Origin of the sequence: Proteinivorax hydrogeniformans (genome assembly GCF_040515995.1) — a bacterium.
Taxonomy (GTDB): Bacteria; Bacillota; Proteinivoracia; order Proteinivoracales; family Proteinivoracaceae; genus Proteinivorax; species Proteinivorax hydrogeniformans.
This window is the reverse complement of sequence record NZ_CP159485.1, coordinates 675,338-696,678: the sequence shown is the minus strand read 5'-3', so window position 1 is coordinate 696,678 and position 21,341 is coordinate 675,338. Positions and strand designations below refer to the sequence as shown.

Here is a 21,341-nt window from a genome sequence, read left to right as displayed (position 1 = left end):
TCTCCTTTTTATTCAATCTTTGCCCCACCAATCACTGTTTTTAATTTATAAATGTTGATAAATGGGTTTTGCCTTTCATTTAGTAAGCAAATAAATTTTTCTGCATCGAAGCTGTCATCATAAATAACACCACACACCGTTCCACTATGGGCTATATTTAGTCCACCACCCCCACATTTAAATACTAAATTCACTATCTGGTCCAGATAAGGTTTATTCAATATTATCTGGTTGCATATAGCACTTGCGACAGCAGCACTACCTATAAGGTCAACCCTGTTGTGTTTCACCCCCTTTACCAGCGTTTTATATTCCTTAGTTATGGCAGGTCTATTTATCGACCTTCTTTTATGAAAATCAATTGTGTCCACAGTTTTCGGTTCCTCTAACACTAAAACGCAAAATCTAGGAACTTCTCCTAAGCTTTTTACATACTGTCCCTTTAAGTGGTCAAATAAAGTTAGATTTTGAAAAACGGTGCTATCGGTAGGTTCTACTAAAGTTAAAATATTTGCGATTTCTCTTTCACTGATTTGATTTCCTAATAGGTGCGCTACGCCTTTTACCGCTGCGGTCATATCAGCAGTGCTACTTGCCATTCCTTTCGATATTGGTATTTCTGAAGAAATCCTTATATTAAGATAGGGCATTATCTTATGTTCAGATATACTTTTAAGGTATAATCTTACTGCTTTGGTTACTTTAGGTGGAAGCTTAGTTTTCACTTTCTCTTTTTTAAAGCTTATTTCCACCTTGGAGTAGAGATTTACAGGACATGAAACTAGCATCTCTTTCCCAAAAATATTTCCCTGTATAAGCTCGCCGCATGAGGCAGGTGCTTTTGCTATAACTACCACTACATTAAAATCTCTTTTAAAGCAGCAACCAGTTTTTTATTAGAATTGCGGTCCTTAATAGCCACTCTGAAATCATTGTTTGATAGCCCTGTAAACCCCTCTGGGGTTCGGATAAGGATGTTTTTTGCTAGCAGCCTTTCCTGTAGTTGCCAAGCGTCTAATACATTACTTTTTATCAATATAAAGTTAGCTTGAGTAGGTATAGGCGTTAAGTTATCTATCCTTTTTAATTGTTTAAATAAAAATCCTCGCTCATCATTTATCCACTTTCTAGTCTTTTTTATATATTCTTGGTCTTTAAAAATAGTTGTTCCAGCTATAGCAGCTGCGGTATTTACACTCCAAGGTTCCATTTGCTCTTTTATCCTTTTAACCATCTCTTTATTGTTTATTAAGCCATAACCTAAGCGCACACCTGGTATGCCAAAATACTTTGTTGCAGCTCTAACTATTATTAAGTTATTAAACTTATTTAGCCTTGAAGTCATACTATTAAATGGGTATTCTGCGGTAAATTCTATAAAAGCTTCATCTAGTAATAGCCAACTATTCTTATCATGTAGCTTTTGAGCTAATCTGGAAATTGTTTCTACGTCTATTAGAGTCCCCGTAGGGTTGTTGGGATTACAAAGCACTACCAAAGAGTTATGAGAAATATGGTTATATAAATTTTCGAAACCCACATTTTTATCTTCTGTGAAAACCTCTACCTCTTTACATGGCTTTTGGGCTATATCTGCTGCCCGTTTGTACTCAGAAAAGGTCGGCGTCCCAATGATTATTTGATCTACATCTAATGCACTTACAGATTTATAGATTATTTCCACCGCTCCATTTCCTACAACTATGTCATTACATGGGACATCTAAATATTCCCCTATCGTTGCTCTAAGCTCTTGATAACGTATATCTGGGTATTTAGTAAAGTTATCAATCTGAGCTTTTAGCTTGCATTTAAAGCTTTTAGGAACCCCAAGCGGATTTATATTGGAGCTAAAGTCTATTAGATTTTTATCTTTATATTTGTAAATGTCTCCCCCGTGCAAGTTCAATTGCATTCCCCCTTAAAATCTGGAATTTAAGTGCTTAAAAACTGTCATACCATACTGAATTCATCTACTAAAAATAAATAATCTCAGTACTGAAAATATAATTAGTGCTAAAAAAGACGATATGTACATCAATGAGTTAGTCTTTTTTATATCTTTTAAATCAACTTGTTTTAAAAAATCGCCTATATATGGTTTTTCCACTTTATTTCCTAGATAGTAGCTAGGTCCTCCCAATCTAATTCTTAGTGCTCCTGCAACTGCCGCTTCTGGAAATCCTGCATTAGGGCTTGTATGTTTTGCGTGATCTCTACACATAACTCTCCAACTACCTGTTTTATCTAATCCTATAAATATCGAGGAAAGCACCATTAAAACAGCTGTTATTCGAGCTGGCAAAAAGTTTGCTACATCATCAACTTTAGCCGACGCCCATCCTAAAAAGCGATATTTTTCGTTTTTGTACCCGACCATAGAGTCTAAGGTATTTACAGCCTTATATGTCAAAGCTAACGGAGCGCCGCCAATGAATGCATAAAATAAAGGCGCTATAACTCCATCTGAAGTATTCTCCGCTACTGTTTCCACGGTAGCCTGTACAATCTCCCTATCTTTAAGTTTTTTTGTGTCTCTGCCCACAATATATGAGAGAAAAACTCTAGCTTCTTCGATATTTCCTCTTGTTAGCGCTCTGTATACCTTCATACTTTCAGCCTTCAAACTTTTTGATGCAATGGATGTCCAAAGCAGTATAGTATTAATGGAAAAAAACACCGTAAAGTGGATCATGCTCCCCATCCAAAGAAGAAAAGTGGTAACAGCGAAGGTCAATATCACTGTGGACAAAAGCAAAAAAACTCCTGCAGTCTGTAAACCCCTGTCAGATTTAACCCTGCCCCTTATTAGCTTTTCTGTTTTTTCTATATAGTTGCCGATTAACCGAACTGGATGAAAAAAATAGTGTGGATCACCTATCATTACGTCTAAAGCACAAGCTAGCCATATACTAATCATCTAGTCCTTCCTCAATTATTTTATAAAGTGATGTAATATCAACATTTTCCCTTACAATATCGGCAAGTTTATTTAGTTCTTTTTCTTTATGCTCCCAATAACTTTCCACCTTGTCATTTACTACTTCTTTACCTCTGCTAATCCTAACTTTATTTAAGAAACTTCTTGTAAATAAACTGTTGTCAAATATCCCATGTAAATAGGTTCCGTAAACTGTTTGACAGTTATTTACCGCTCCATCGGCACCTTTTTGCAAGCTCACATTGTTTCTTCTGTTAATGTTTGCAAATGGAGTAGCCTTTGGCGAAATTTTAGAGCTTCCCATATGAATTTCATATCCCTTTATTTTACAGCCAAAGATATTATCTTCTCCTTCTGTAAGTGTGGTAGTCTTTTGCTTTTTAAACTCTGTAGTTATGGGAAGAAGACCCAAGCCATTAACTTCTTTAATATCACATTCAACATTATCAAAATCAAATATTTTATCGCCCAGCATCTGATACCCACCACAAATTCCAAAAACATAGCTACCTCTTTTATGGGCGGCTTTAATTTTTTCGACCATTTTAAAGGTTTTCATTAACTTAAAATCTTCTATAGTGCTTTTGGTTCCTGGGATTATAATCAGATCAGGATTTCCCAAGTCCTTTTCAAGATCTACAAATCTAACATTAACGTCTTTATAAAGTTTAAATGGGTTAAAATCAGTAAAATTTGATATTTTAGGTAGTTTTATTATCGCAATATCAAGGTCTCCCTGACTATCGTCATCATATTTACTCCAGTCAGTTGCGCTATCTTCATCTTCAAGGTTTAAGTTAAAGTACGGTATTACGCCCAGCACAGGTATGTTAACAAGCTCTTCTATCTGACTAAGTCCTGGTTTTAAAAGTTCTACATCGCCCCGAAATTTGTTAATGATAATTCCCTTAATCATTTTCCTTTCCTCTTCATCAAGTAACATAATGGTGCCATATATCGAAGCGAATACTCCCCCCTTATCTATATCAGCTATAAGTAGTACCGGCGATTTTGCTAGCTTTGCCATCCCCATATTTACAATATCTTCACTTTTTAAATTTATTTCTGCAGGACTACCAGCCCCTTCTATGACAACAACATCGTTTTGCACAGATAGTGATTCAAATGACTGTTTGACTAGTTTTTTTAAAGTAGGCTTATATTTAAAGTACTCTCTAGCACCCATATGCTCTTTTACGATCCCATTTATAACAACTTGAGAGTGCTGATTTGTCGATGGTTTTAATAAAATAGGGTTCATCCTTACATCGGCATTTTTTTTACATGCCTCTGCCTGCATCACTTGTGCCCTCCCTATTTCATGCCCTTCAGAAGTTATATAAGAATTTAGTGACATGTTCTGTGATTTAAAGGGAGCTACATTAAATCCATCGTCAGTTAAGATTCTACAGATAGCAGTACAAGCTAAACTTTTGCCGGCAGACGACGCTGTTCCTTGTACCATAATACTTTTTCTGTTCATATATGCACCTCCTAGATATAGTTTAATTTTTTAACAGTGCAATGCCCTTGGTTTATCTCCAGCACGCTGTAGCAACCATGTTCAAAGGAAAAATTCCAAAAAAGCTTATCATCACAGTTTAGTAAAATAGTGGTTATCGCTTGTAAACACCCTTTATGTGAGACAATCAATACTTTACTATCGTCTCTTTTTAAGATCACGTTGCTTACAACTTGTCTAACCCTGCTATACATATCCATAAAGCTCTCACCCTCAGGAAGAGTTGTATGTTTCCAGTTTTTACACCAGCTTTTCCAGCTATTTGGATAGTCTTTTTTAACTTTTTTAAAGTCTAACCCTTCCCATTTTCCAAAGTCTAGTTCCATAAGTCTAGGTTCAACCAAAATATCTTTTTCCTCTCTTTTAGTGATTATTTTAGTAGTTTCCATGCATCGCTTAAGGGGACTAGATATAACTAGGTCAAACTTTGTTTTTTTAAGTCTGCACCCTATCTTTTTTGCTTGAGTTATCCCCTGTTCATTTAAAGAACAGTCGGTTCTTCCAAGGTAAACTCCGGCTTTATTAAAATCAGTTTCTCCATGGCGGACTATATATAGATGCATAGTTTATTCCCCCCCATATTTTTTATAACAGATAACCGTCCGTAAAACTCCCACTGATTGAAGTTTCCGTTTTATAAAGCAAGCAGTAGTAAAGTAACAAAAAGCACTGCTAGTTCCACAATTTCGTTAATTGCTCCTAACAAATCTCCAGTAAGACCGTCTAGTATTCTACAAAAATAAATCCGTAGCATAACCCCAACAAGAATTGATGCTATTAATGTATAAATCCCTATAAAACCTAACAGGGCTGCGCATGCTACAGTTCCCAAACTTAAACATAAAAGTGTTTGTAAAACTGTTGTTTTGCCAATGAACAGTCCACCTAACCCTTCTTTGTTTCTTGCATATTTGCATCGAAAAACAACTACTCCCATCACTGTTCTACCTATAACTGGAGACAAGATTATAATAGCGATTATAGTATCTTCCGAAAATAAATCTAAAAATGCTATTTTTAGTGCTAAAATAAAAAATAATGCCAGTACCCCATTTGTACCTATTCTGCTGTCTTTCATTATCTCAAGCATCTTTTGTTTTTTTCTTGCAGAAAATATAGCGTCACATGTATCGGCGATGCCGTCTAGGTGAAGGGCACCAGTTACCAAAGTGTTAACTAACATTGTAAGTACAATTGGTGCGATTCCCTCTAAAACTAGGCTAGTTACATAATAAGTACATCCATTTATAAAACCTACTATTAAGCCCACCAACGGAAAATAACAAATTCCTTTAGCAAAATCCTCTTTTTCCAGCACAAACTCTTTTGCTATAGGTATCCTAGTAAAAAATTGTATCATCAACAAAAAGTTTTTCATTTATATAACCTCACTTAATCTTAACTGGGATTGAAGATACCAAAAGGTAAACCTCATCAGCCCTTTTTGCTAACAACTGGTTTGCTCTCCCTGCTAAATCCCTAAAAACTCTTCCAAGCTTACTTTCTGGAACTATGCCACTCCCCACCTCGTTGGTTACTAAGATAAGGTTTATTCCCTTTTCTTTGGCTGTGTTAACTAGCAAGGTTAGTTGTTTACTTATTTCTTTTTCTACTTTATCTACACTTTCTTGTTGGATCTTACTCTCATCAAAGTTTTGTTCAGAAAACATAAGGTTTGTTATCATCACAGTTATACAGTCTAATAGCACGCCATCATAGTCCTTACCTTTTTCCTCTAACACCTTGTGTAAATTTTTAAACCCCTCATAAGTTTCCCAGTAGTCCGGCCGAGAATTTCTATGGTCTTCTATCCTTTTTTTCATTTCATCGTCATATGGTATAGATGTTGCAACATAAAGTATTTTATTTCCTAGTTTTTTTGCCATTTCCTCGGAGTACAAGCTTTTACCGCTTCTAGCTCCACCTGTAACTAGCACTAGTTTTCCAAAAGACATTCAATTCAGCTCCTATTTTAAAAAGAATAACCCCCTTTAACAGTTAAAGTTAAAGGAGGTTTTTATACATATTTGCGCAATGCGCATAAAAAAACGCACCTCCCTATAACCCGTAGGTAGTGAAACATAAGTATAGGCAGGTCTCCTGACTTAGAATCGACGCTATGTTTAGCCTTCCCAGGTTAACCCAGTGGCATTTAGAAAATAGCTCCTCTTTACAGTGGCGGGACCGTGTGGGATTTTCACCCAGCTTCCCTTTTAAGTTTAATCGTGATAATTAAACACCTATACTTTTATATTCTTTTTTAAAAATTTCTTTTACACAAATCTCCCAACTACATTTATAGGTAAATCTACAGCTTCTTTTAATTTGCATAAATCTTTTTCTGAAATAGAAATAACGGCACAGGTTGAAGGACCAGCTGATTTAGTTAAGTCCAATGAAGAGTTTTCATCTAAAACATAATTTAAATCTTTTAAAGCTGCTATCTGCTTAATCTCATGTAGTATTCCTTTTGATCCCACAGGCAAAACTTCATGAACAAAAGGTTTTGCAACTATTTTTTTTAAACTTGGTATACTCAAAACTTCCTTGCTGTCGCCCAACACTTCTTCACCGACTTTCGGTTTACCCATTACAACAGCTAGGTCTTTTTTAAAAGTTTTAGGAAAGGTCCACCTGTTTTTGTTTACTACTCCGATAACTGTTAATCCTATACCTGTTTGAACAGTGGGGAAATTCTCTTCTGTACTTCCTGTTATTATAATGTCGTTATCTAATTGTGATGCCGCATTTTTTATGCCTTTTAACACTTTTTCTCCGGTATCATCCATTTCTACTGACAAAGCGTTTACAAGCACCATAGGCTTTGCTCCCACAGCCAAAACCTCCATTAGCGCTACGCTAGCAGTAAAGTAACCCAGCACTTGTGGCGACACCTTTACCACATCTTCTTTTTTAGAACCAATGCCGCCAGCTGAGTCACAAGAAACAACAAGCATATCTTCATCATTTATAGATACAAAGCTTAGGTCCCTAATTTTTTTCGATGTCCACATGACTTCTACTTAATCCTGTTGCCTATAATTTTATATAACATTACAGCTAATAACACATTAGCAGCGGAGGCCAAGGTTAAAGGTATTATCACAATTTTAAATAGCGCCCACCCCGATAACGGAAGGTTAAACAGCATACTAAAGGGAACAGCAACTAACGCAGCTCCTGGCCCATTCAAGATAGTAGCTACAGAGCCGGACACATAATAATTTGTTTTTTTGCACAGCCAGCCAAAAGCAAATACAAAAAAAGCCATTTGCACCGCTATTACAGCATGCATTGGTAAAGTCATCGGAAATCCACTGGTAACTGCAGTTAATAAGTGGCCTACAAACCCAATAACCCCGCCCCATGCTGGCCCTAAAAGTAAAGCCCCAAAAAATGCCGGCATTGAGTCAAAAGCTATACTACCTTGAACCTTTATCAAAGAGCCTACATATGATAACGCTATAAGCATGGCACTGTAAGCAATAGTGACAGTCTTTATTTTATTTGACTTTAAAGCTAAGTTGTTCATTTTACACTTTCTCTCCTTTTATTGAATTTACCCGCTCTAACAAGAACTTTAAAAAAGCAAGGTTGCTATAAAAATGTAAATGTGTGTATCCAGCTAATGTATTTTTCCGTACTAGGCCACACCGCCAGCTTTTACAATCTCCTCCTTTACTTTTAACCACGTTATAAAAATAGTTTAACCCCTCCCTATCTTCGATAAGTGAGCGATGAAATTCATGTCCCTTTATAACTAAGTTAGGCTTAGTGCTAACCTCAACATCTACATAACCAAATCTTTGAAGGCTTTTGGTCATTTTAGACTTTGTATTAAAAAAGCCTACCATCTCATGAAAGTTTCCTTGCAAATCTTCAATTCCTTCTGTTAAATACATTAACCCTCCACATTCTGCATATGTAGGAGTTCCAGCCTGTAGTGCTGACTTTAAAGACTGTTTAAATTGGACATTTGCTTTTAGCTTAGCTGCAAAAACTTCGGGAAAACCTCCACCAAAGTATAAACCATCAACATTTTCAGGTATCTTATTATCATTAAGTGGACTAAAATAAACAAGTTTTGCCCCTAATTCTTGTAAAAGATTTAAGTTGTCTTGATAGTAAAAGCTAAAAGCTTTATCCTTTGCTACTCCTATAGTGAGACCTTCGGCTATACCTTTATAATCTAAAATTGGGTTTTTAGCGTAACTTAGCTCATCTTTTACTTCTGCTATTTTTTCTAATGCCTCTAGATCTATGTATTCTTCTATCAAGTCAGTAACTTTAGCTATTTTTTCTTCTATTTTTTCTGTTTCTTCTGCTGGAACCAAGCCCAAATGTCTACTTTTTAGCGAAACGTTTTCAAAGGAGGGTAAGTACCCTAAGCATGGCACTTTAGCTTTTTCTTCTATAGCTTTCTTGATCATCTTATAATGAGCCTTGCCTGAAACTTTGTTTACTATAACACCCTTTAAGTCCACCTCTTTATCATAGAGTTTATATCCCAAAACTATAGCAGCAGCACTAGTTGACATTGCTTGCCCATCTAAAACTAGTATAGTGGGGACTTTTAGGGTCTTTGCTACATGTGCCGTGCTCCCCTGTTCTGTACCACCACCGGCTCCATCATAAAGGCCCATAACACCTTCTATTACGCTTATGTCTTTGTCTTTCATGTTTTTATAAAATAGGTAGGTTAAGATATTTTCATCCATCATCCAGCTATCTAAGTTATGAGAAAAGTTATTAGTAGCAAGATTATGGAAAGTAGGGTCGATGTAGTCTGGCCCCACCTTAAATGGGGCTACTTTCAAACCTCTTTTTGTTAAGGCAGCCATAACACCAAGGCTAATTGTGGTTTTCCCAACACCACTAGATGTGCCAGATATAAGTAGTTTTTTCAAACTCTGACCTCCTTTGGAGATTTTTTATAGCAAATTAAAAAAAACACATAGAGATCTATGTGTTTTAATGCATTAAAAAAACGCACACACTTCCCTCCGAAGCTATGGTAACTCAATTTTAAGGCAGGTCTCCTGACTCTCAGATCGACTTACTTTCTTCCCCTTCCCAGTTAAACCAGTGGTAACGGAAGATTTCATCCCTGAACACAGTAGCGGGGGCTGTAGAGGACTCTAACCTCTTTCCCTTTTAAGTATTTTTATTGTTAAAAATACACCCTAAAATTTATTTAATTTTTAACACCTTAAGTATATTTTAAAAAAAATAAATTGTCAATACATATTTATTTATGGATTTGATTTGACATAAGCTTTAAACTATTTATCAGTCTTGGCCCTGGCCGGCATAGCGCAGAACATGATAGCGGATAAACCTTACCTTCTTTTACTGCTGTAACTTTGCTTAATTTTTCATTCACCTGATCACAGGCAGTTTTGTGGCAGGTTGTTCCCTCTAAGCTGCAATTATAGCAGCGGGGATATGCTTTTTCCTCCTCGCTATCCATATTACAAAGCAATATTACTTCTGGATCAAATCTTTTTATGTCATCTAAGCTAACTTGTAAGTAAAAACTTTCATTATTATTTTCTAACTGCTTTGCTCCTAAAATCTTTAAGGCATCATACTGATAAGACCCAGCTGTAGGGATAAAAATAGCGTTTACTCCTTTAAACATTAAACGAAGGGTCCTGATTTTTCTTCTTTTGTTTTCTTGCGTCACGTTTTCCACGTGTGACCTAAGGTTTTTAATTGAATCGTTACCTTCTCCTCCTAAGCAAGCCTCAACCAAGGTTTCTAAAAAGGCAAGTATTTCATTAATTGTACTAGGAGTAGAGTTAATAACTCTTATTCCGTTATCACTTAGGTCGGTTGCAACTTTTTTATGTAGATTAGAACTAGCTAGCACTATGTCGGGGTTTGCAGAAAGCACCTTGGCAATATCAGGCTGAGCAAAACTCCCTACCTTTTTATTTTTTTTAGCTGCTTCTGGGTAATTGCAGTGAGTAGTAACTCCAACTAAAAAATCTTCCAAACCTAAATAATACATTGATTCCGTAGCAGATGGCACTAGCGAAACTACTCTCGTATTCAAATTAATACCTCCTTTTTAAGCTTTATAGATGATTGCAAACTTCACCACACCTTACTGATATAAAAGTTTGGCCTTTACTGTGTCATTGTTGAGCCTTTGGCGAAGAATCTTATTTTTATAGCTACTTCCTCTAAATTAAGTTATAACACAACTATCTATTAAACTTCACTTTAGACTTTATTATATATTATTATAGTTTAACCTCTTACTCAACATCTAAGTGAATATCTATTAAAAGCATTGACTTCTAGAAAGGCCCGTGCTAACCTTAATTCAAAAATGGGAGAGCAGATATGATAATTGGTGCTAATGTTTATTTGGAAAAACTTAAGCAAAACCCACAGTTCTACAAAAATACATATACTTGTCTTGAAATTCAAGACTTTATATTGCCAACTAATTTAGATGAAAACCATGAAAATATTATCAAACAATATAAGGCTATTTTACATGATTACAAAGGGATTATAACTTTACATGGGCCATATATCGATTTAAAACCCAGTAGCTTTGACTCTATGATTCAACAGTCTACTAAAAGGAGGTTTCTTCAAGCTCTAAATATAGCCATAAAGTTAGGTGCTAAGTTTATGGTTGTGCACTCTGATTATACTACTACTGGCTACTACAAAGGATATAATTGTTTTTTTGAAAAACAATGGATTTGCTTTTGGAATGATATGATAAGAAGTTTTGAAGAAGCTGGTATTACTGTTGTAATTGAAAATGTCCATGACCCTAACCCTTCGCAAATACAGAATATTATTAGCAAAGTGAATTCAAAGTTTTTATCTCCATGCTTAGATACTGGTCATGCCCATGCGCTAGGCAAAAGTGACGTGGTAAACTGGCTTAATTCCTATAATGACAAGCTTAAATATCTACATATACATGATAACAATGGGCTTGCAGATCAACATCTAGCACTAAGTAAAGGTAACATTAACTTTGCTAATTTTTTTACCACCCTCAAACAGCTTAAGTTTGATGGGATTCTGATTTTTGAAGATCTAGAGGGCTTAGAAAGCGCAAAGGAAAATTTAGCGCAGTTAAAAAATTATATTTAATTGGAGTCGAGCTAGCTCTACGAGGTAAGTTATATATAGATGAAATGAGGTGGTACACATAGTAGTAATAGAAATCAAAAATCCTACAGGTCTTGTGTATAAGGAATTGTTAAAAGTGTCATTTAAGGTTTGCGATACCTTCCTTTTAGTTGTAAGAAAAGGTATGAGCAAAAATCCTAGTATAAACATCGTTTTAGAAGAACTAAAACCTTTTCATATTAAAATAAAAGATCAATCAAGGTGGCCAGGAACAACTGTTTATAGTGAAGAGCCAGCAGCAACAGTTTATTATTATAGAACCGAAAGCGATGCTTTAGATATACTTACACAATCTTCTGACTCACTTTATAAATGGTTACAGCCTTATTTGCCTGAGGATTTATCCTTTTTAAAAGAAGGAAAAGAGTGGCTTATTAACACATCCCATGAAAAAGACTGCGTTATTATTACAAACGATAAAGAGGATATTGATAAAGTTCTTAAGATCAAGGGGCTTCAACATAGTTTAAGAATCATAAAGTAATCTTTCAAGTGGGCAATGCCTTTATATTGGTTCTGCCTTTTCTATACTGCCTATTACCATTTCAGTTAATCAAATAGGATGGTTGACACTGAGGTCAACCACTAATAATAAAAAACTGTTCCAACCATCAAAAATCGATGTTCGGAACAGTTTTTTTATTTTTGGCTAGATATATCTCAGCCTATCTTATAATTACATTTTTATATTTATAAAAGGTATCCTAAAAATTGCGAAACTAGTACAAAGTATATTAGCAGACCTGAAATATCTTTAATTGTTGTAATAATTGGGTCAGATCCTGCTGCTTGATCAATTCCTAGCTTAAATAGTGTGTAAGGGATAAAAAATCCTAAAGTAGTAGCCAAAGTCATTGTAAGGCCTAGAGCTAAACCTACTGCCATTCCCAGTTCCGGTATCCCTTGCCAAACAGAGGCAATAATTCCAGTGGCAACACCCACTATCGCACCCATACTTAATCCTACTATAACTTCTTTTCCCAAGTGATTCATAAACTTTTTCGTATTGATATGTCCTAAAATCAGACCTCGGGCGAAAATAGTTGAAGATTGTGTTCCTGCATTACCACCCATATCCATAATAACTGGTATAAATATCGCTACAGCTGCAACTGCCTCTAACGCTTCCTCAAAGGCATCGATAACAGCACCTGCTAGCAATCCACCTATCATAGTTATTACTAAAAATGGCAGCCGAGCTTTCCAAATCTGAATAAGCGAGCCATTAACTAACCTTTCACTACGATCAGACTCTCTATCATTTAAATCTCTTAAGCCTGCCTTGTCAAAGATATCCTCTGTGGTTTCCTCGTCGATAATATCCATAGCATCATCAACAGTAATTATACCCACTAGCCTATTTTCTTTATCAACTACCGGAAGTGCCATTAGATCTAACTCCTGCAAAGTTCGGGCCACTTCTTCTTGGTCTGTGCCGGTGGATACCTTAATAACCTTTTTGTGCATAATATCTTCTAAAGTATCTTCAGGTGATGCAATTACAAGTTCTCTTAATGATAGCACTCCCTCTAATTTTGTACTATCATCGGTAATATATATTGTGTAAATTGTTTCCTTGTCTGGTGCATATGTTCTTACCTTTTCTAATGCCTCTTTGGCTGTATAGCTTCTTTTAAGCCTGACATATTCAGTTGTCATCAGCCTACCGGCAGTTTCATCATCGTAACCCATTAATAGAGCTGTTTCTTCTCTTTCTTCCGGTGATAATGAACGAACTAGTCTTTTAGTTACTTTGGCAGGCAGCTCATCTAATAGCCGTACTCTATCATCTGGAGCAAGCTCTGAAATCAATTCTATAACTTTTTCCTCTGTAAAGGAAGATAATAGTTTTTGCTGTAAGCTAACATCTAACTGCTCAAAAACTAACAAAGCCTTGTTCTTTGATAGTAATCTATATACAATTACTTGTTCTTCAGCCGATAACTCCCTCATAACATCCAAAATCTCAATTACTTCTGACTTACTTAATAGCTCTTTTAAAGAGTCCATTTCTCTTTTCTCAAGATGAGTCCAAATGGTTTTTTTGAACTTTTCCATGATAATCCCTCCGATTTCATTTTATTTTTTATCAATCCAGATCTTTTTATACATTCGCCATACCATCGCGGAACACTGTCAACCTCCATATGGACTCACCTCCTTTACATAATTATGTAAATAAAAAACGACTCACGAAGAGTCGTTTAAGCACACAAATAATAATGGGCATCATAATAGTCCCAATCATAAAGAAAAGTATTCTTTATAAATTTGTCTATAAACTCCTCGTCTGGGTTTTAGCACTAAATGACGTAGATTCTAAGAATCAGCTATCTTAAGCAGGCCTTACTCCGGCCGTGCCTGTTATACCCATTGGCGTCTCTCGACATTTTTGGGCAATAGCCTATGTTCATTTAGGAGCCTCTCCTAACAAGTTATTTAATTTTTATCTGTAAAAATAATAACACATACCATAGTAAGCGTCAATACAAAAGATGCCATTTTCTCCTACCTAAAATATCAAGCCACCTACTCTAGCTACAATGCCCCCTATTAAAAAGGCTAGCGAGCTAGTCAGTACTAGTATAAACACTGCCATTTTAATGTTAAACTCTCTAGCTAAAGTAGCTATTATGGCTACACAAGGAACATACAATAGCCCAACTATAGCACCAGTGAAGAGCTGCAGGTTAGTTAAATCCATCTCCATTAAAGGAATAACAGTGAGCTCACGCCTAAATACGCCAAGAATCAAAGGTACAGAGGCTTCCGCAGGTAGGTTTAGCCAACTTACCACTAAAGGACTTAGCGCCTCGCCAATCCACTCCATTATGCCGCTTTCATATAAGAAGGCTGCAATACCGACAATAGCCATCATGGGAATAACGCCTTCTTTTAAGTAATTTTTTACCTTTGACCACACTTTTTTAAATATAACCTCTCCTTTTGGGAAAAGGAGCTCTGGTATTTCCATTATAGTATACGGCCTGCTGCCAGGAAGTATCTTGTCTATAACAAACCCAGCTGCAAAAACGACTGCAAAGGAAAATAAAAATACTAATAACAACGCTACAATAGACCTCTCAGCCATAAGTGCTATAAAGGCTCCTGACTGGGCTACGCATGGTATACCTAAAGAAACCATTGTCGAAACGGTAATTCGCTCTTTTTTTGAATTTAAAGATCTAGTTGCCATAATTGCTGGTATTCCACAACCATATCCTAAAAGCAATGGAACGATGCTAGAACCAGGTAATCCTAACTTACTTAATAGCCCATCTAACAGTACACCTAATCTAGGAAGATATCCGCAATCTTCCATTATACTTAAGGCAAAATAAAATGAAAGTACATATGGCAATACAAGAGTTAAAGGCCACTCCAACCCTTTTACAAAGATACCATATTCACCAATTAAAACATTAAGAATTAGTCCTTCAGGCACAATAACTTCTACGACTGAAGATATTGCTGGGATGATAAGGCCCCTAAAAAGAGGTAATAATAAGTAATTACGAAGTCCCATCCCAACACCAACGACAAGACCAAAAATTGCACCTAAAATTAGTATCGCTAGAGGGATTCCTGGCCAAGGTTTAACTAAAGCTGCTCCCCAGATCTGCCCTCTTGTCTTTTTTTCAACCGATGGCTTTGTTTTTACTTGTCTAGTGATTTTCTCAGCTTTTTTCCAATACTCGTCTTTAATCTCTCCATCGTCAAGTTTTTTCGCTGTTTCGTCTTCTCTTGCTGCTCCGGTGGATAATATCCCCTTTAGCATTTCTTTTAATGTATCTACACCTTTTCTCTCAACGGCAACCGTCGGAATCACAGGCATTTTTAGAAGCTTAGAAAGGTATTTTACATCAATCTTTTCCCCACGCTCTTCAATAAGGTCCATCCTATTAAGAACAGCGATAGTGGGTATATTGTATTCCATTACTTGAAATAAAAGATAAAGGCTACTCTCAAGGTTATGGGCATCTAATACACATATTACCGCATCGGGACTTTTGGTTAAATTAACGCACTGAAGTCCACCGTCTTCATGACAGTTTTTTGTTTTAGTACGATTTGTCTTACCTTGAAGCATTTCCACAGCTACCTGTTCAGCTTCATTGGTTGCTTCCAAAGTATACGTTCCTGGAACATCTATCAGGTTAGCCTTCAAGTCACCTAACTTAACTTCGCCAGCGGTAAATTCCACTGTAGTACCCACATAGTTTGCTGCGCTTATATTTAATCCTGTAAGATTATTAAACATAACACTTTTTCCTATGTTAGGCTGGCCTATCATAAGTATATTCGGTTTAGCTTGATCTTTTACCATCTTAACCACCTTCTTTCACTTTCCGTTTTATCTTTCGTTTTACCTATATAGTAAATAGCTGGAACTACCGATACCAATAGAGGAATCCAAAAAGTAATTACACGAGTCATTATCGCTATAGAAAAAGCTTCATGGGGTGCTAACCCCTCATAAGCTAAAATCAAAGCTAACGTTCCTTCAAAAGTGGCTAGGCCACCAGGAAGCAGTGGAACCATACTAACTAGGTATGCAGTAAAGGTTGCTATTATAACAATGACCGGACTTAACTGAAAACCTAATATCCTAGCTACTAAATACACCTTAACAGGATAAAAAGCCCAAACTATAAATGCGATTGAAAACAGTAAAAGACGTTTGCGATAGTCAGTAACTACTGTTTTTGATTTTATCGAAGTTTCTTCTAAAAAAACTTGTGTTTTGTTGACTTTTTCTTTGATTTTTTTAAGAACAGGCCTTTCAGTTTGCTCAAGTTTGGAAAAGCTCCGTCCTAAAAAAGACCCTTCAAAATTAAAAATAACAAAAAATAAACTAAAAAATAAAAGTAAGCCAAAAAAAGCTAACAATACAAATAGCGGTAGGTCAAAACTTATAAATGCTATGCAAAGTGTAAAGAAACTAATAATTAAAAAGGGAAACAAAGAAATAAATTTACTTACCAATGTTATAGCAGTAATTTCGGTATATTTAAGGGAAGTTTCCTTTTGCATTAAATAAACTTTTAAAGCCTCGCCACCTACTTTTACCGAAGGTGTAACACTTTCTACAAAAGATCCAGCTAAGTTTATGCCAAAGACATTACTTAAGGAAACCTGGTTAGACTTTTGCTTTAATAGATAATACCATATAAAGCTTGTTAAAAATAGAGTGCATAACTGCAAAGCTGTCATTGCAAAAAGTTGGAAGATACTCATTCGGCCTATTACATCATAAACCTCTTCAAAGCCCAAAACTATAGTTACCACAAGAAAAAATAGTATTGCCACTACTAATAAAAGTGATTTTTTCAAGTCATTTTACCCCCACATTTCTATAAGCAAGCGATTATTCAATAAGATAAAGATGTGATTCATTAAAAGCCTTCATTTTTTGACTTATTTTGCAATTAGGGATATAGTTATCCGGCAAGCAACCGTACTCCTCTTCATACCCGGCAGCAGGCTGACGAAATATAACCCTTGTCCCTGTTTTTTTAGCCAACTTAAGATTTTCCAACATTTTTGCTTTTTCTTTTACATGTAAGGCAATAATGGCTACAGTAAAATCAGGAAGGTTTTCTACAATCCCATCTCCTACGACTATCTCTATGTTTTTTTGCATTTTATACTTTGACAAACACTTTTTCGCTTTTTCAACAGCTTCTTTATCCTTATCTAAAGCAATCACTTTAGCACCAGTCATCTGCACTATATGCAACGCAGTAAAAGGAACAGCTCCGCAACCTATATTCAGCACTACATCTTTTGAAGTTATGTTAGCTAATTTAATTTCATTGCGCATAACATTTTTATATATTCTATGGTAAATATAAAAGGCTGGATAAAATTCGCAGCATATTTTTTCAACTGAAGCAAAAAATTTCTTCATTATGATAAGCCTCCGATTTTGCGTTTTGGATATAAATACATTAAAGCAAGCACCAATTTAAACTATGCTTGCTTTAATTAGATCGATGCTATTATTAAGTTAGTGATAATAATTATCATTAAAACCCAAATAATAAAATGTGATTATTTTTCAGTTGAATTAACAATAATTTTTCCCGCAACATCAGAGCCTATAGCTATGTTCCTACCATCAACAGAACAAAGCAAAGGACCGTTAAATAGTTCTTTAGCTATAATTTTAACTGTTTTTTTTGCTCTAAATCCTAAAGAAGCTAAGAAAGAGTTAGCTGGAACATTAACTATCACACCTTGCTCTCCAGGTCTTAACTGTTCTAAGGATTTATTTTGTAAGATGCTTTTAACCATCTTTTCTTCATACATTCTTTTTGTATCCACAGCCATGTCCAAACACTTCCTTTCATAATTTTTGTATTTGAGAATGACTTTCATTTCCCTTTCAATTATATTGCAGTTCAAGAACTTTGTCAATGACTTGGAACAAAATTTTCGTTGTAATCTAACTTGTGTCATGAAAACAACAGCGCTGTTAAACTACCAAAATTAATCATCTTACCTTTTTTTTTAACTTTAATTAAAGTGATTGTAAAAAACGAGATTAAAATAGCTATCCAAAAAGTAAAAACTCTACTCAATATGCTTAACCCTAGCGCAGAACTATAAGTAACATTAAAGTTAGATAGTTGTAGTGTCATCGCTCCTTCGTAAGTACCTATACCCCCTGGACTTATCGGTATCATACTAAATAAATAACCCATGAAGGTTGCATTCGCTACTTGAAGACCTGAGAGACCCAATTCCATATCCAAACTAATTAAAAAAGCCGAACTACATAGTAGAGTCCAGTTAAATAACCCTAATAGAAAGGCTAAAAACACAAAAAATTTTCTTTTTCTTAAAGTGCTAATTAACTCATCGAGTTTCAATAACTCCTTGTATTTGCTGTTTTTTTGGCTGATATACTTTAGAATTAAGCCTAATGATATTATCGCAAGCGCTATAATTGCCAGTATTTTTACTACATTAGAAAGGTTAATCAATGTGTGACTTCCTTGTACTGAAAAAATGACACATAAAGCAATTAAGATGCTTAGAAAACTAACTAGACTAACACTTTTTTGAATTAACACCAATATTACCGCATCTTTCTTTGTATGCTTAAATTTGTTTACTAGCATCACAGCTTTTAGCCCTTCTCCCCCTGTTTTGGCCCCTGGTGTGATTCCTTCTAATAGTTTTCCATAACTATTTAAAATCCAAAAATCCATTACTCTAAGTTTACCATTTCTCTTTGGACAATGTTCAGGGCTAGGTTTTATATCTAGCACTTTATCACACAGTTTCCACTGATAAGCTATTACTAACATCGCTAACAACTGAAGTACAATCAAACCTGCCATTGTTGAGAGCGAAACCGCTTTTATGTGAATTAAGAGATCAGGTAAATTCAAAATTAAATATATTAATATACTAATAAAAAATAGAGCCTTTAAACATTTAATAACTCTACTTTTAGATACTCTAAGTTGACAAAAGCTAGTTTTATCGAACATTAACTCTCAACTCCTAATTCAAAAAAGCATAAAGTGAACTTCATTTAGTGAGGGGCCTTCCCTCCCCCACTAACTATTAGTTAGGCCCATTTTTTACTGGCTGTTGTCCGCCACTAAATGTTGAGAACATCCAGTTCGAGTAGTTGAAAATGATTCTCATTCAAATTATACTCTTTTTAGTTTAACTTTGTCAAGGAATCGAACCCTAAACAACTTTATAACTTTAATTTTTGTTAAGCATTCTACCATACATGGGGTTAATTCATGTAAAAGTTAACATCTCCAAAAAACTGATAGATATCAGCTTTATAACCTTTAAAAGGCAGCCTAGTTGTAACCTTTTTTGGTTTCGTTGGCTGGAGTTAAGGAAAGGTTTAGCATTTGATACTCAAGCAGAACAAATGCTTGTTTCTGCCTGCCAGAAACCCAATTATACTGCCATTGTGATATTAAAAAGTGCATAAAAAAACCTCTACTAGAGAGGTTTTAGTGTCTGTCATTTCCGTTAACAGCGATTCCTAATTACTAATTTCACGATTTTTGATATAGTATCCTATTGCAAAAAGAATACCAATTGGAACCACATAGTATATTGCTAATGTTAAGTTTACAGATGCTGGAGCGCTGTTTCCTACAGTGTTATCATGACTAATCCATGCCACTATAATATGAACAAGCATTGCCAAAATCAATAAAAACCCGCTGCTGAAAAGAATTTTTGAAGTTTTCCCCATTTTGCATCCCCCTTAACTTTCTAAAAAAACTAGCTTCGGTTTTTGGTTACATTTACTTATTTAACAGCATATAGCCTAACATAAGTTTCTTAAAAAATTTGCAACTTCGCTAGTAGCAGGGCAACTACCGGAATCACACTACCCCAAATCAGTTGCGGCATCGTATGGCGCTTAGTTTTTATTGATGCCCAAAATACTGATGCAAGAACAACTATGCTGATAAGAGCTTTGCTGCCGATAAAGTACATCAAAATTAGAATTGGGCCTGCTACTCCACAAGCGTGACCGCTTGCACGAATTTTTAACACTTTATTAAAAAGTAATATCCCAATTCCTGATAAAAAGTAAATTAGATATATAAATAGTAGTTCTTGTGTTGTATGGAAACAGATCGCCCAAATAATACCACCTAAATACCCCAAAACCCCCATCACAAGAGCAAGATTACGTTGCCCTTCTCTGCCCTTATCACGAAATTTAGGCAAAACTGGCTGTAATGGGTAAGCCGATAATGGCAATATTGTCAGAAATACTAAAGTTAGAACATATTGATAAGTTTCTAGAAAAATGTTCTGGTTAATTCTATAAAGAATTACTAACATAACTAGCGCCATAATAGGCACCACAGTAATTATCCGTATCGTTTTTGCCAACTTACTTATCTTATCCATTTTATTCACCTACAATCTATATAATTTAATTTCGAGTAATTTTAAATTTCTGGGAACTGCCTAAAAAAATATTTGAGAGTCATTTTTACCTCGCCCCATAACTAAGAGCTAGCTTGCTGACTTATTTTCTAAAAAAGAATTTCAAATTCATTCTTAATGAATTTAATCAATCCTTCATCCCGCATATTACATAATTCACGAGACAATGCACTTCTATCTACACAAAGGTAATTTGCAAGACCTTCTCTGCTATACGGTATTGAAAACTTTTTTGAGTTTGATTTTATTTTTTGTGTATTAAGATAAGTTAATAGTTTTTCTCTTGTCGTGCGTTTCGATAGTATCTCATTTTTTTGATTCAGCAAGATATTTTTTCTGGCAATTAAACAAAGCATGTTTTCTACCAAACTTGAATGGAAAATACATGTTTTCTGACAATCTTTGATAAGTTTTTTAAAGTTAATAAACATTATTTCACAATCCTCTTTGGCTTCTACTGTTACAGGACTTTCAGTAATATAAGCACATGCAAATGTTTCTGCAAAAATATCATTACTGCCAAAATGAGCTAGAATATTTATATTACCTTCAATATCTTCTTTTATAACTTGGATAGTGCCTGATAAAACTATTCCAACAAATTGAACAGGACTACCTTGAAGCAATATAACATCCTTTTTTTTATAGGTAACGACTTTAGCAGACAGGTAGTCTAAAATACTTTCTAAATCTGTTGAGTTAAATCCTTTAAATAGCTCATTTTTTTCTAGTAGATTAATATTTTTTTTCATAACCCGCCACCTTTCG

22 protein-coding genes, 1 pseudogene and 3 riboswitches are annotated in these 21,341 nt (G+C 35.2%); of the genes and pseudogenes, 3 read left to right on the top strand and 20 right to left on the bottom strand.

What is annotated here, in order from left to right; all coding sequences use genetic code 11:
- Positions 1–8: 8 nt before the first annotated feature.
- The 11 genes from PRVXH_RS03305 to PRVXH_RS03255 all read right to left on the bottom strand — a co-directional run bounded on the left by PRVXH_RS03305 (position 9) and on the right by PRVXH_RS03255 (position 10,521).
- A complete protein-coding gene (locus PRVXH_RS03305) occupies positions 9–857 on the bottom strand; it encodes a hypothetical protein (protein ID WP_353893889.1) in 849 nt (282 codons plus the stop codon).
- A complete protein-coding gene (gene cobD, locus PRVXH_RS03300; RefSeq protein ID WP_353893888.1) occupies positions 857–1,909 on the bottom strand; it encodes a threonine-phosphate decarboxylase CobD in 1,053 nt (350 codons plus the stop codon). The genes PRVXH_RS03305 and cobD overlap by 1 nt, the downstream gene beginning before the upstream one ends.
- A gap of 60 nt (positions 1,910–1,969) precedes the next feature.
- Complete coding sequence (cbiB, locus tag PRVXH_RS03295; protein WP_353893887.1) at positions 1,970–2,920, bottom strand: adenosylcobinamide-phosphate synthase CbiB; 951 nt, start codon at positions 2,918–2,920, stop codon at positions 1,970–1,972.
- Positions 2,913–4,424: a cobyric acid synthase gene (locus tag PRVXH_RS03290; protein WP_353893886.1), complete on the bottom strand. Its 1,512-nt coding sequence runs from the start codon at positions 4,422–4,424 to the stop codon at positions 2,913–2,915. The genes cbiB and PRVXH_RS03290 overlap by 8 nt, the downstream gene beginning before the upstream one ends.
- Before the next feature lie 11 nt (positions 4,425–4,435).
- Positions 4,436–5,026, bottom strand: coding sequence for an alpha-ribazole phosphatase (cobC, locus tag PRVXH_RS03285; RefSeq protein WP_353893885.1), 591 nt, complete (start codon positions 5,024–5,026; stop codon positions 4,436–4,438).
- A 71-nt stretch (positions 5,027–5,097) separates the two neighbouring features.
- Positions 5,098–5,841: an adenosylcobinamide-GDP ribazoletransferase gene (gene cobS, locus PRVXH_RS03280; protein ID WP_353893884.1), complete on the bottom strand. Its 744-nt coding sequence runs from the start codon at positions 5,839–5,841 to the stop codon at positions 5,098–5,100.
- 10 nt (positions 5,842–5,851) lie between these two features.
- Positions 5,852–6,418: a bifunctional adenosylcobinamide kinase/adenosylcobinamide-phosphate guanylyltransferase gene (gene cobU / locus PRVXH_RS03275; protein ID WP_353893883.1), complete on the bottom strand. Its 567-nt coding sequence runs from the start codon at positions 6,416–6,418 to the stop codon at positions 5,852–5,854.
- Positions 6,419–6,535: 117 nt separating this feature from the next.
- A riboswitch (cobalamin riboswitch) is annotated at positions 6,536–6,722 on the bottom strand.
- A gap of 14 nt (positions 6,723–6,736) precedes the next feature.
- Positions 6,737–7,477 carry an AIR synthase related protein gene (locus tag PRVXH_RS03270; protein ID WP_353893882.1) on the bottom strand — a complete coding sequence of 247 codons (741 nt, stop codon included), beginning with the start codon at positions 7,475–7,477 and terminating at the stop codon, positions 6,737–6,739.
- A gap of 5 nt (positions 7,478–7,482) precedes the next feature.
- Positions 7,483–7,995: an ECF transporter S component gene (locus tag PRVXH_RS03265; protein WP_353893881.1), complete on the bottom strand. Its 513-nt coding sequence runs from the start codon at positions 7,993–7,995 to the stop codon at positions 7,483–7,485.
- A 1-nt stretch (position 7,996) separates the two neighbouring features.
- Positions 7,997–9,370 carry a cobyrinate a,c-diamide synthase gene (locus PRVXH_RS03260; RefSeq protein WP_353893880.1) on the bottom strand — a complete coding sequence of 458 codons (1,374 nt, stop codon included), beginning with the start codon at positions 9,368–9,370 and terminating at the stop codon, positions 7,997–7,999.
- Positions 9,371–9,474: 104 nt separating this feature from the next.
- Positions 9,475–9,664: riboswitch (cobalamin riboswitch) on the bottom strand.
- A 47-nt stretch (positions 9,665–9,711) separates the two neighbouring features.
- Positions 9,712–10,521, bottom strand: a complete 810-nt coding sequence (locus tag PRVXH_RS03255) for a helical backbone metal receptor (RefSeq protein ID WP_353893879.1) — start codon at positions 10,519–10,521, stop codon at positions 9,712–9,714.
- Between the two features lie 293 nt (positions 10,522–10,814).
- Here PRVXH_RS03255 and PRVXH_RS03250 point away from each other — a divergent pair, with 293 nt between their 5' ends.
- Both PRVXH_RS03250 and PRVXH_RS03245 read left to right on the top strand, forming a co-directional pair.
- A complete protein-coding gene (locus PRVXH_RS03250) occupies positions 10,815–11,588 on the top strand; it encodes a sugar phosphate isomerase/epimerase family protein (RefSeq protein WP_353893878.1) in 774 nt (257 codons plus the stop codon).
- Between the two features lie 49 nt (positions 11,589–11,637).
- Complete coding sequence (locus PRVXH_RS03245; protein WP_353893877.1) at positions 11,638–12,111, top strand: stage III sporulation protein AH; 474 nt, start codon at positions 11,638–11,640, stop codon at positions 12,109–12,111.
- 206 nt (positions 12,112–12,317) lie between these two features.
- Here the strand turns inward: PRVXH_RS03245 and mgtE are convergent, their stop codons facing one another.
- From mgtE to PRVXH_RS03215, 6 genes are all read right to left on the bottom strand, one after another.
- Positions 12,318–13,685, bottom strand: a complete 1,368-nt coding sequence (gene mgtE / locus PRVXH_RS03240; protein WP_353893876.1) for a magnesium transporter — start codon at positions 13,683–13,685, stop codon at positions 12,318–12,320.
- Between the two features lie 216 nt (positions 13,686–13,901).
- Positions 13,902–14,069: riboswitch (M-box (ykoK) riboswitch) on the bottom strand.
- Between the two features lie 70 nt (positions 14,070–14,139).
- Positions 14,140–15,954 carry a ferrous iron transporter B gene (locus PRVXH_RS03235; RefSeq protein WP_353893875.1) on the bottom strand — a complete coding sequence of 605 codons (1,815 nt, stop codon included), beginning with the start codon at positions 15,952–15,954 and terminating at the stop codon, positions 14,140–14,142.
- Positions 15,948–16,961 carry a lysylphosphatidylglycerol synthase transmembrane domain-containing protein gene (locus tag PRVXH_RS03230; RefSeq protein WP_353893874.1) on the bottom strand — a complete coding sequence of 338 codons (1,014 nt, stop codon included), beginning with the start codon at positions 16,959–16,961 and terminating at the stop codon, positions 15,948–15,950. The genes PRVXH_RS03235 and PRVXH_RS03230 overlap by 7 nt, the downstream gene beginning before the upstream one ends.
- A gap of 34 nt (positions 16,962–16,995) precedes the next feature.
- Positions 16,996–17,538, bottom strand: a complete 543-nt coding sequence (locus tag PRVXH_RS03225) for a class I SAM-dependent methyltransferase (protein ID WP_353893873.1) — start codon at positions 17,536–17,538, stop codon at positions 16,996–16,998.
- A gap of 143 nt (positions 17,539–17,681) precedes the next feature.
- The gene (locus PRVXH_RS03220) at positions 17,682–17,960 is read right to left on the bottom strand and encodes a FeoA family protein (RefSeq protein WP_353893872.1); all 279 of its coding nucleotides are present in this window, start codon (positions 17,958–17,960) and stop codon (positions 17,682–17,684) included.
- 125 nt (positions 17,961–18,085) lie between these two features.
- Positions 18,086–19,129 carry a lysylphosphatidylglycerol synthase transmembrane domain-containing protein gene (locus PRVXH_RS03215; RefSeq protein WP_353893871.1) on the bottom strand — a complete coding sequence of 348 codons (1,044 nt, stop codon included), beginning with the start codon at positions 19,127–19,129 and terminating at the stop codon, positions 18,086–18,088.
- A gap of 335 nt (positions 19,130–19,464) precedes the next feature.
- On the opposite strand from PRVXH_RS03215, the pseudogene PRVXH_RS03210 reads away from it, so the two are divergent.
- Positions 19,465–19,593 (top strand): annotated as a pseudogene (locus PRVXH_RS03210) (IS1595 family transposase); the annotation flags it as partial.
- Positions 19,594–19,647: 54 nt separating this feature from the next.
- On the opposite strand, the gene PRVXH_RS03205 reads toward PRVXH_RS03210, so the two are convergent.
- The 3 genes from PRVXH_RS03205 to PRVXH_RS03195 form a co-directional block, all read right to left on the bottom strand.
- Complete coding sequence (locus PRVXH_RS03205; RefSeq protein WP_353893870.1) at positions 19,648–19,863, bottom strand: hypothetical protein; 216 nt, start codon at positions 19,861–19,863, stop codon at positions 19,648–19,650.
- 89 nt (positions 19,864–19,952) lie between these two features.
- Positions 19,953–20,534, bottom strand: coding sequence for a hypothetical protein (locus PRVXH_RS03200; RefSeq protein ID WP_353893869.1), 582 nt, complete (start codon positions 20,532–20,534; stop codon positions 19,953–19,955).
- Positions 20,535–20,662: 128 nt separating this feature from the next.
- Entirely contained in the window at positions 20,663–21,325 is a 663-nt protein-coding gene (locus tag PRVXH_RS03195; protein WP_353893868.1) for a Crp/Fnr family transcriptional regulator, read from the bottom strand.
- Between the last annotated feature and the right edge of the window lie 16 nt (positions 21,326–21,341).

Coding starts and splice junctions, on each gene's coding strand:
- cbiB (WP_353893887.1), bottom strand. CDS start 2,920: ATGATTAGTATATGGCTAGCTTGTGCTTTAGACGTAATGATAGGTGAT.
- PRVXH_RS03290 (WP_353893886.1), bottom strand. CDS start 4,424: ATGAACAGAAAAAGTATTATGGTACAAGGAACAGCGTCGTCTGCCGGC.
- cobC (WP_353893885.1), bottom strand. CDS start 5,026: ATGCATCTATATATAGTCCGCCATGGAGAAACTGATTTTAATAAAGCC.
- cobS (WP_353893884.1), bottom strand. CDS start 5,841: ATGAAAAACTTTTTGTTGATGATACAATTTTTTACTAGGATACCTATA.
- cobU (WP_353893883.1), bottom strand. CDS start 6,418: ATGTCTTTTGGAAAACTAGTGCTAGTTACAGGTGGAGCTAGAAGCGGT.
- PRVXH_RS03270 (WP_353893882.1), bottom strand. CDS start 7,477: ATGTGGACATCGAAAAAAATTAGGGACCTAAGCTTTGTATCTATAAAT.
- PRVXH_RS03265 (WP_353893881.1), bottom strand. CDS start 7,995: ATGAACAACTTAGCTTTAAAGTCAAATAAAATAAAGACTGTCACTATT.
- PRVXH_RS03250 (WP_353893878.1), top strand. CDS start 10,815: ATGATAATTGGTGCTAATGTTTATTTGGAAAAACTTAAGCAAAACCCA.
- mgtE (WP_353893876.1), bottom strand. CDS start 13,685: ATGGAAAAGTTCAAAAAAACCATTTGGACTCATCTTGAGAAAAGAGAA.
- PRVXH_RS03235 (WP_353893875.1), bottom strand. CDS start 15,954: ATGGTAAAAGATCAAGCTAAACCGAATATACTTATGATAGGCCAGCCT.
- PRVXH_RS03225 (WP_353893873.1), bottom strand. CDS start 17,538: ATGAAGAAATTTTTTGCTTCAGTTGAAAAAATATGCTGCGAATTTTAT.
- PRVXH_RS03220 (WP_353893872.1), bottom strand. CDS start 17,960: ATGGCTGTGGATACAAAAAGAATGTATGAAGAAAAGATGGTTAAAAGC.
- PRVXH_RS03215 (WP_353893871.1), bottom strand. CDS start 19,129: ATGTTCGATAAAACTAGCTTTTGTCAACTTAGAGTATCTAAAAGTAGA.
- PRVXH_RS03205 (WP_353893870.1), bottom strand. CDS start 19,863: ATGGGGAAAACTTCAAAAATTCTTTTCAGCAGCGGGTTTTTATTGATT.
- PRVXH_RS03200 (WP_353893869.1), bottom strand. CDS start 20,534: ATGGATAAGATAAGTAAGTTGGCAAAAACGATACGGATAATTACTGTG.
- PRVXH_RS03195 (WP_353893868.1), bottom strand. CDS start 21,325: ATGAAAAAAAATATTAATCTACTAGAAAAAAATGAGCTATTTAAAGGA.